This window comes from Dactylosporangium sucinum, from assembly GCF_014647515.1.
GTDB classification, from domain to species: domain Bacteria; phylum Actinomycetota; class Actinomycetes; order Mycobacteriales; family Micromonosporaceae; genus Dactylosporangium; species Dactylosporangium sucinum.
Genome location: NZ_BMPI01000046.1, coordinates 86,660 through 96,296, shown reverse-complemented (window position 1 = coordinate 96,296; position 9,637 = coordinate 86,660). Strand labels below are relative to the sequence as shown.

At 70.5% G+C, this 9,637-nt stretch carries 8 protein-coding genes; 4 read left to right on the top strand and 4 right to left on the bottom strand.

Annotated elements, in window-relative coordinates; all coding sequences use genetic code 11:
* Window positions 1-334: 334 nt before the first annotated feature.
* From IEZ31_RS37180 to IEZ31_RS37170, 3 genes are all read left to right on the top strand, one after another.
* Window positions 335-751 carry a lipocalin-like domain-containing protein gene (locus IEZ31_RS37180; RefSeq protein WP_229836218.1) on the top strand — a complete coding sequence of 139 codons (417 nt, stop codon included), beginning with the start codon at window positions 335-337 and terminating at the stop codon, window positions 749-751.
* 9 nt (window positions 752-760) lie between these two features.
* Window positions 761-1,603 (top strand): MBL fold metallo-hydrolase, encoded by an 843-nt coding sequence (locus tag IEZ31_RS37175; protein ID WP_190254776.1) that lies wholly within the window; start codon window positions 761-763, stop codon window positions 1,601-1,603.
* Window positions 1,604-1,687: 84 nt separating this feature from the next.
* A complete protein-coding gene (locus IEZ31_RS37170; RefSeq protein ID WP_190254775.1) occupies window positions 1,688-3,151 on the top strand; it encodes an Hsp70 family protein in 1,464 nt (487 codons plus the stop codon).
* A gap of 25 nt (window positions 3,152-3,176) precedes the next feature.
* Here the strand turns inward: IEZ31_RS37170 and IEZ31_RS37165 are convergent, their stop codons facing one another.
* Complete coding sequence (locus IEZ31_RS37165; protein WP_190254774.1) at window positions 3,177-4,931, bottom strand: extracellular solute-binding protein; 1,755 nt, start codon at window positions 4,929-4,931, stop codon at window positions 3,177-3,179.
* Between the two features lie 172 nt (window positions 4,932-5,103).
* A complete protein-coding gene (locus IEZ31_RS37160) occupies window positions 5,104-6,192 on the bottom strand; it encodes a sulfite oxidase (protein WP_229836214.1) in 1,089 nt (362 codons plus the stop codon).
* A gap of 166 nt (window positions 6,193-6,358) precedes the next feature.
* Here IEZ31_RS37160 and IEZ31_RS37155 point away from each other — a divergent pair, with 166 nt between their 5' ends.
* Window positions 6,359-7,975 carry a DUF4241 domain-containing protein gene (locus IEZ31_RS37155; protein WP_190254773.1) on the top strand — a complete coding sequence of 539 codons (1,617 nt, stop codon included), beginning with the start codon at window positions 6,359-6,361 and terminating at the stop codon, window positions 7,973-7,975.
* Window positions 7,976-8,052: 77 nt separating this feature from the next.
* Here IEZ31_RS37155 and IEZ31_RS37150 read toward each other — a convergent pair whose 3' ends face one another.
* On the bottom strand, window positions 8,053-8,412 hold the full coding sequence (locus tag IEZ31_RS37150) for a hypothetical protein (protein WP_190254772.1): 360 nt from the start codon (window positions 8,410-8,412) through the stop codon (window positions 8,053-8,055).
* Window positions 8,413-8,693: 281 nt separating this feature from the next.
* Entirely contained in the window at window positions 8,694-9,596 is a 903-nt protein-coding gene (locus tag IEZ31_RS37145; protein ID WP_190254771.1) for an NAD(P)-dependent oxidoreductase, read from the bottom strand.
* Between the last annotated feature and the right edge of the window lie 41 nt (window positions 9,597-9,637).

The window sequence follows — 9,637 nt, the reverse complement described above, 5'->3', positions numbered from 1 at the left end:
GGTCATAGGGGTTGGCCCGGCGCACCGCCGCCCAGTCCGGGGCCGCCACCAACCCCTCCTGGATGAGCGAGTCGAGGGCCGCGAGGGCGACATTGTCGTCGGCGAACGGCGAACCGGCCATGCGCGCCACCCTAACGGGGGCCCGGCCGCGCGACCAGCACCGCGGACGGGACACTCGTGCACCACGGCGGCGCCGGTCCACGGACGGTCGGGCGCCTGATCGTCAGCCGGGGGAAGCTCGGCGTGTGTGGGACAACCGCGGCCGGGTAGCTGGAGAACCGGCCTGCGTTCGCAAACCGGGTGCACCCTGCCGCGACGGTCAAAGGAAGTGCCGATGCCCCAGTCGAAGATCCGTGATCGGCTTGCCGGAGGGTGGCGGCTCACCGGTTACGAGGTGACCGTCGGTGGCAAGACCGAGCACCCGCTGGGCGACGACCCGCGCGGTGCGATCCTCTACACGCCGGACGGCTACATGGCCGCGCAGCTGGCCGGGCCGGGACCCTACGCCGATGACGGCGAGCCGGATGCCTACTACATCGCATATTCCGGGCCGTATGACGTCGACGAGGACAGCGAAACGGTGGCCCATCACGTGCAGGTGTCGGTGATACCGAGCTGGCTGGGCACCACGCAGATCCGGCAGGTGCGGTTCCACGGCCCGGATGGCCTGACGTTGTCTGTTTCGGAACGCCGCCGCGGCGGCGTGATGAGCACAACCTCGATCAGCTGGGTACGCCAGCCGCCACGATAGGGGAATCGCATGACAGCCACCCGGTCCGCACTGACCTACGACGTCTTCGTCGCTCCGGAAAAGCCGTTCGTCGCCCCGACGCCCGCTGTGGGCGACGCGCCGGCCTGGGACCCGACGACGTCGACGTTGATCTTCGGTGCCCGCGATGCCGTGCTTGTGGACCCGCTGATGACCGTACGCGAGGCCACTGCCCTGGCCGACTGGGTGGCGCTGCACGATCGGCGCCTCACGACTGTCTATATCACGCACGGCCACGGTGACCACTATCTCGGCCTGCCGGTTGTCCTTGATCGTTTCCCGGACGCGCGGGTGGTCGCCACGGCAGGAACGGTGCGGCAGATGCAGGACGGCCAGGGGCTGGACATCTCGCTCAGGACGCGGTTCCCCGGCCAGATCGCCGACACGGTCCCGCTGCCCGAACCGCTCACCTCGCCCGAACTCCAGCTCGAGGGTTGCCCCATCCTGGTGATTGACACCGGCCACACAGACACGGCGGACACGACCTCGCTGCACGTGCCCGACCTGGACCTGATCGTCTCGGGCGACGTTGCCTACAACCACTGCCACATGTTCGTCGGCGCGACGACACCGGAAAGCCGGGCTGAGTGGATTGCCGCGCTCGACCGGCTGGCCGCACTCCACCCCGCTGCCGTCGTCTGCGGGCACAAGGATCCGACCCAGGGCAACCCGCCCGCGGTCCTCGGCGAGTCTCGCGGCTACCTCGAGTACTACGGGCAGCTCCGCGACGCAGCCATCCCCGATGGAGAGCTGTTCGACGCCATGGTCGACCGCTACCCGGGCTGGGTCAGCCGCCAGCAGTTCCTGATACTCGGCGCTGCCACAACGCCGTGATGCCTGCTCGTCGGTGCAGTGCCCGCGGGCCTTGACTGCCCTGCGGTGGCGGGCGGACATGCGGGGGCCGCGTACGCTGCAACGATGGCTTACGGCGTGCTGCTCGGGATTGACTTCGGCACCTTCAACACCGTGGCCATGGTGCGGCGCGGCGACGGTGAAGCACGTTCCCTGCTCTTCGATGGGTCACCGTTGCTGCCGTCGGCGGTCCTCCTGGAGGGCCCCGGCGACGTGTTGTCCGGTGCCGAAGCCGTGCGGTCGGCGCGGGTGCATCCGGATCGGTACGAGCCCAACCCGAAGCGAAGGATGGCAGACGGGATCGTCCTGCTCGGCGGCGACGAGACCGACGTGGTCGACCTGGTCGCCGCCGTGCTGGGACGCGTGGCGTCGGAGGCGCGGCAGGTCGTCGGCCAGCTCCCGGATCGTGTGGTGATCACGCATCCGGAGATCTGGGGCACGTCGCGGTTGAGCCGGTTGACCGCTGCGGCCGTCCGTGCCGGCCTGCCGGAGCCGACACTCGTGTCGGAGCCGATCGCCGCCGCCGCTTACTTCCTCGGCCAGGTCGGCCGGGTCGGCGCCGGTCAGTGCGCGGTGGTGTACGACTTCGGGGCAGGCACGTTCGACGCCGGTGTGGTTCGGCGCGGCCCCGGAGGAGCGCTGACGGTACTGGCCAGTGAAGGGCTGCCCGAGGTGGGCGGCCTGGACCTGGACGCCGCGTTGGTGGAGCACCTGGGCCGTCTGATCGCGCAGCGGGCCCCGGACGCTTGGGACCGGTTGCGGCGACCGGTCACCGCCGCCGACCGTCGTGCCCGGTGGCAGCTGTGGGAGGACGTTCGGCTGGCCAAGGAGTCGTTGAGCCGGCGTTCGCAGACGCTGGTGCATCTGCCGGTCCTGGACGACACCGTTCCGGTGAGCCGGGACGAGTTCGAGCAGCTCGCCGAACCGGTCATCGCGCGGACGGTCGCGGTCACCCGCGCCGCGGTGCGGAGCGCGGGCATCGGGCTGTCAGACGTCGGTGGCATCTTCCTCGTCGGCGGGTCGAGCCGCGTCCCACTCGTCGCGACGCTGCTGCACCGCGCGTTCGGGATGCCGCCGACGGTTCTGGAGCAGCCCGAGCTCGTGGTGGCGGAGGGTTCACTGATCCTGCACGATGCGTGCGAGGAGCGCACGCCGACCGGTGTCACGATGCGGCTGCCCGCCGTCGCCGGGGTCGAGGAGACCGTTGCGCAGGCGCATGGAACGGCCGCCGGCCCGTCACCCGGGCCGCAGGACGCACCGCAGCGGGTCATGCAGGTATCGCCGGCCTCGACGACGGCAGGCCGCGCGTCGCGCGTCGACGAGGTCGTCGAACCGGGGCGGGGGCGATCGATCCGCCCCCACCTCGTCGATCCGTGGAGTGTGGCAGCGGCCGTGCTGCTCGGTGCCCTGAGCGGCATGATCGGAGGCCTCGCCGGTGCGAGCGCGGCGGCCGCGCTGACTGCGGGAGCCGTGGTCACCGTGGTCGTGCATACGGTGCGGGTGGCCCTCGGCATTGTGTTCGACCGCTGAAGACGCGGTTGTCGGACGTTGCCCGCTAGAAGTTACTCAGCACCGAGCTGAATATCTTGTCGACGCTGGCCGGGTCGCGCGCGTCGTAGGCGGCTGCCCGCGACACTTTCGCGATCTTTTCGAGCGTGTCCAGGTCGGCCTCCTCGCCGAAGGCGATACCGAAGATGCGAACCGAGTTCTCCAGGGGTGACCCGTCCAGGTCGCGGAGCAGCTTCGCCTGGTCGTTGTCGGCCGGATACTCGTTGTGCCCATCGGTGAGCAGCACGACTGCGTTGATGCGGTCGGCGTCCAGCCGTTCCCGCATGTAGAGGTCGGCGGCGCGGGTCGTGTGGTACAGGGCCGTGCCGCCATCGGCGCTCAGCGCCCGGATGATGCCGATGAGTTGCTGCTTCGCGTCACGGATGCGCGACGTCGGCAGCCGCTCGGTGTAGGGCTGCGCACCGTTTGGTCGCTGCCCCGAGAACGTCCACAGTGCCACCTCGTCGTCGGGATGCAGCAGGTCGAGGCTCGCGATCGCCGCGTTCTTCGCGGCTTCCAGCTTGCTGATGTCACCGGCCGCCGTCTCCTTCATCGAGCCCGAGACGTCGAGGACGAGCAGCACCCTCGCCTTCTTGCGCAGGTCGTCCCAGCCAGCGAGGATCTTGTCCAGGACCTCTCCGACGGGTGACTGGATCAGGCTGAGCTTCTGCCCGGCCGGGATCTGCAGGGTCTGCGTCAACTCGGGGCCGGCGTTGCCCTGGTGGTCGCGGAAGCCCATCGTCGCGAACGCGGCCTGCTGGTCCGGTTGCTGCAGGAACGCGAGGAAGTCCGCGGCCGCTTCCCGTTGTGCGTCACTGGCCGAAGGCAGCACCACGTACGGGTGGTCGAGCATCAGCGTGCCGTCCCGCGGCACCATCGGCACGAGCGGTACCGTGGGCGCCTTGCCTTTCACCTTCGGGTCGCCGGTGGTGTTGCCCTTGTTGTAGAGGAAGGTGAGCTGCTCCTGGTGCACGACGGCGCTCACGTACGACATCGCGGCGCCCTTGGCGTCGGCTTCGGCCAGGTTGGCGAGGAACTTCACCGCATCGTCGGTGTAGTGCAGGACCCCGGCCTCGACGCCGCGGACGAAGTTGATCACATTGGGCTGGGTGAGGTCGGCCGCCGTCAGTTCGCGGGACAGGCCGGTCGCCGCGTAGTACGTGGCGACCGTCGCGGCCAGGCCGGACGTGGACCGGTGCGGGTTGTCCTTGCCGAAGGAGAAGCGCCCCCACTCGGGATGGCCGTACCGGCCCCACCCCTGCGGGTCGGACGCCAGTGCCAGCACGTCGCTCCACCCGAACTCGCGGTTCGGCCAGCCGAACGCCTCGGCCATCGGCTTCGGCATCGAGATGACCAACGGGCTCTGCGCGATCGACGGCATCCGCGTGCCGGCCGCCGGCACCACCTGCTTGCCGCCGGCGGTCTCCCGGTGGCGGGCCAACTGGAGCCACAGCGATGCGGTGGGCGTCCACACCTGCGGCGCCGGCCCACCGTCGCGCTGTTCGTCCCAGCCGGAGCCGAGCGCCTCCGCCGCCGCGCCGGACGTGAGCCGGTGCACGGTCACCGACGCGCACCGCTTGCCGCCGTACAGCGTGTCGGAGGCGTTGTACCGGCGCGCCAACTCGATCATCAGGTCGGCCTTCTCGGTCGACGAACTGACCTCGATGGGTTCGCAGCCGGCCCGCTTGTCGGCGCCCGCCTCTCCGGGGTCTCGACGGAGCACCACGTAGGTCACCACGACGGCTATCAGACCGACGATCACCGCAATCACCAACGGCATTCGCGTACGTAGCCCCGTGGCAACACCCATCGACGGTCTCCTGTTCAGCAACGGAGCCCCGCATCGTAACCGAGGGCCGCAACGTCGCCGCTGCCCGGCCGGATGCGGCCACCGGACCGCCCGCTACGGAGGGTACGCATCGACTCCTGGCGGCTCAGGCGCAGGTGACGCGGACGCGGCTCCATGCGGTGTTCATGTAGCCGAGTGGGTTCCACACGTTCTCGGCCCGCTCCGGCTGCACGGTGGCGCTGGTGTCCCATGCCCTCGCCACGATCTGCGCCGGGCCGGGCGGCAGCTCCAGGCTGATCTGCCACAGCCGCCAGGCCCACGGGTCGTCCGTCTCGCCGAACTCCGCCTGGCGCCAGTGCCGGCCGCGGTCCACGGACACGTCGACCCTGGCGACGCCGCGGCCCTCGCCGGCGACCGCGTAGCCGCTGACACGCACCGGGCCGGCGAGCAGTGCCTGTCCGTCGGTCGGGGTCAGGATCGCCGCGTTGAGCGCGGCGACGCCGAGGGACAGGCCGTGGCCCTCCTCGGCCTCGGCCCGGTCGGCGTCCGGGGGCAGCATGCGGTAGTCGGCCGCCTGGAAATGGTTGTCGGAGGGCTGCTCCTGCGCGGTGACGCGCTGCAGCCACTTGACGCTCCGCGCGCCGATGTAACCGGGCACGATCACCCGGACCGGCCCGCCGTGCACGGCGGGCAGCGGCGCACCGTTCATCTCCCAGGCGAGCAGTACCTCCCCGGCCGTGGCCTTGCCGACCGGGATGGACCCGCCGAACACCGGCCACTCGCCGGCCTTCGGCTGGGTGTGCGCTTCGACAAAGGCAATGTGTTCGGCCTGCGGAAGGAGGCCGGCGTCGGCGAGCACGTCCGCAAGCGGTGCGCCGACCCACCGGGCGGTCGAGATCGCGGCCGGACCCCACAGCACCTGGCCGGGGATCGGCCGCACGGCGGTCAGCTCGGCACGCCGGTTGCCGGCACACTGCAGCGTGGCCACCACGCCGCGGTGCTCGTACCGGCGCTGCAGCTCAGCGAGGGAGAAGGTGCGCGGGCGGTCGACGAGCCCGTCCACCCGCAGCCGCCACGCATCCGGATCGATGTGCTGGATCATGCCGTGGTTGCGGCCGAAGAAGGTGCCCAGCGGCGTGAGCGGATGGCGGTCCAGTGCGGCAGGGGCCGGCTCCGCGTTGTACGGCGATTCCTGATGGACGATCATGTCGTCGCGTTTACCCCATTTCCCCATATTTGCAGCGTATGCCGTAAGCGTCTGCGGGCGCGGGTGGAAGTCGCCCCACTCCCCCTGCGGCGGTGGACGTTCGCCCATGACGGGCCGGGGCACCCGGCGACAGCGGTAATCGGTCGGCAACGGCCGAATCGGATGATTGGGGGACCCATGGGATCATGACGTCATGTCGACCCAGAACGACGGCGGTGACAACGACGCCGTTGACACGGTGGCGAGCGGCCCGGCCCGAGGAACTGCAGATCGCGGCGGGTTGTGGGAACGCCTGCGGGAGTTCAATTCGGCCGGCAGGGCGCTCGGCCGTCGGCGATCTGGTCTGGTGCCGCTGATCTGCCTGGCGCTGGTGGGCGGCCTGTCCGTGGCGATCGGCTGGTCAGTGATCAGGAGGTCGGAGCGGAGCGTCGCCGCCGAGAGCGCAGTCGAGGTCATCTACTGCGCGGGCTGGGATCCGCAGATCCGCAAGCCCGTCGGCGTGATGAATGCGGACGAGGCCCGGACGCGCGATTCGGCCGGGAACCCGTACGCGGTCCTGCTCACCACCAACACACAACCCAAGGCGCTGTTGCACATCGACTGGGGGCGCCGCTACCTCGGCCTGTTCCTCTTCGAGCAGCACGGCCGCCGCGACCGCGCCTACGACTACCGCGAGCTCGAGCCGGGCCTGCTCCATCTGATCCGCTACGAGCAGTGGCGTTACGCGTCTGCGGACGCGCCGGAATTCCCCGAGCGTGGCTGGCACCTCACCCTCACGGCCCGGCCGGACACCGACACCGCAAGTGTGGAGCTGGACCATGGCAGCCTCCTGCAGACGGCTCACGACATACCTGAGCGGTACCGCAGCCTGCGCAGGGCCCCGTTCGGCGACTGGATGGCGTACGCGCACGGCCGGATGCTCGGCTTCGATCCCGGTGCGGGAGGCATCGGTGGCGTGAAGGTCGTACCGTCCCCTGACGGGGGGTCCCAGGAGCCCGCAACGCCGCTGTGGCGGGCGCCGTCGGGCATGCAACCCCGCCATCTGCAGGCGCTGTTCACTCCCGGCAGCCGCTTCTCCGGCACCGACCTCGACACCGCGGTCGTCACCGAACCCGAACCCGCCGGAGTCCTGCAGGTGCCCACAGGTGCGGTGATCGCCGCCGACCCCGGCACCCTCCACAACAGCGACGAGCCGTTCACGGTGCTGGTCACGCCCGGGAACTACCCCGTGCTGATCGCCGGCCTGCGGTGGGAGGGCAAAAGCTGGGGCGAGACAACCGCAGCCATGCTGCGAATCCTCGACAAGCCCACCGCGAGCTGGGAACTCGCGGTCCGTCCGGGGCAGGACGTACGGCTGCTCGGGGACGACGAGTTCTACGGCTTCGGCGTGGACTCCGGCACAGGTGCATTCTTGGACGCGTCCGGACGGGACGCCCTCGCCGCTGCACACGAGCAGGAACAGCAGAGCGAGGCCTCGGCCGGCGGCAAGGCGACGGAGACCGCCGACCCGAAGACCGGCACCAATATGATCGTCTACCCGAGCGGAAGAGGCGACGGCTCCTACCCGGTCTGGATCGGTCGCGCCGCCGACGGTGCGGTCACCTGTCTGGTGGCCGACATGCTGCTCCTCCGCGACATGAAGCCCCTACCGCCCGCCACACCCGACACGGCCGTCTTCCTGACCCCGACCCCGACGCGCAACGGCGCGCGGCCGCAGCCGAAGCCGGCGCGCCCCGAGGCAACCGCCGAGTTCCTGGCCACCGTGGTTGCCGACGCCGAGGCCATGAAAGAGCGGATCAGCCGCCGCTGACGCACCGCCCGCCCGACGGCGTCCGGGTCCGGGGGGCGAGCCGGTCGCGTCGGCGGCGGCCACCCTCGCACGCATTTTCAGGCTTCTCGCCGTCGCAAGCTGAGCAGCACAAGGACAGCGACCATCGCGACCAGCGCGGAGAACACACCGCCCGCCCATCGCAGGCCGGCGATCTCGATCACGATGCCGACACCGATCGCGGGGAGCACGAGCGCTGCGTACAGCACCACGAAGAAGACGGAGAACGCGCCGCCGCGCCGTGCGCTGGGCACGCGTGAGTTGATCGCACGGAGCCCGGCGCTGAAACCGACGCCGGTACCGAGCCCGACGACGACGACGGCCGCCGCGAAGAGCAGCGATAGCGAGGACGCGAGCACAGCCGCGGCGATCAGCGACGACCCGGCGGCCAGTGCCGCGCAGGCCGTCGGCAGCGACACCGCCGGCGACCGATCTGATCGGACAGTTCCCCGAGCGCGACCAGGCCGGTAACAACGCCGATGGCATACACCCCGAACAACACCGTGACATCGAGGGGATCGATGCCGTACCTGCGCTCGTACAGCGGAAAGAGCGGTGTGGGTACCGTCGTCCCGAGCAGCACCGCCAAGAATACGAACACCGTGATGGCGACACTACGCACCGGGCTGCGATACCCACCCCCAGACGCCGGATCGGGGGAAATCTCGCACGGCGAGGGCTAACACGTGGTCAACTCGGCTCAGGCCAGCGCGAGCACCGCGGCGCTGACGTCCTCGCGGCCGTGGCCCGCGTCGACGGCGGCACGCCACTGGCGGGACAGTGCTTCGATCAGCGGCAGCTTGCTGCCGCCGGCCGCGGAGATCGCCAGGTCCACGTCCTTGAGTGCCCATTGCAGCGGGAACTCCGGCGCGAAGTCACCGCGCTCCATCTTGTGCAACTTCGCATCGGCGATAGGTGCGTCCAGCGGCCCGCCCTCGATCGACTGGGCCAGGGCGCCGGCGTCGACATCCAGCCGGTCGGCGAGTTCGAGGGCTTCGGCCACGCCTTCGATCAGGATAGCCATGTAGGCGTTGAGGACGACCTTCATCGCGCTGCCTCGGCCGGCGTCGCCCAGCCACAGGGTCTTGCGGCCGATCGCGGCGAACGCGGTGTGCACAGTCGGCTGCGCGGCAGCCGGACCGGAAGCGAGGATGAGCAGCTGGCCGTTCTCGGCGGGGCCCTTGGTGCCCGAGACGGGCGCGTCCACGAACAGCACGTCGGGCCGCCGCTGGGCGAGCCGGCCGGCAAGTTCGGTGATCGCCGCCATGCCGATGGTGCCCATCTGGGCCCACACGGCGCCTTCGGCGAGCGCGTCCACCGCCTTGCCGGTGAACATCACGGACTCCACAGCGTCGGCGGTGGGCAGCATGGTGATCACCACATGGGCATCGTCGACCGCCTCCCGGGCCGACCCGGCCACGTGCGCGCCGGCGACGGCGAGTGGTGCCGTCGCGTCCGGCGAGCGGTCCCATACCGTCGTGCTGAGCCGGGCGTTGAGCAGGTTGCGCGCCATCGCCGAGCCCATGATGCCGGTCCCCAGCACGGCCACCTTCTGACCCGGCTCCGCGCCGGCCGTCCGTCCGGCCGATGTCGTATCACTCATGACTGTCCCCTCGCTCGGTTGCCCGTCGTCGACCGCTACAG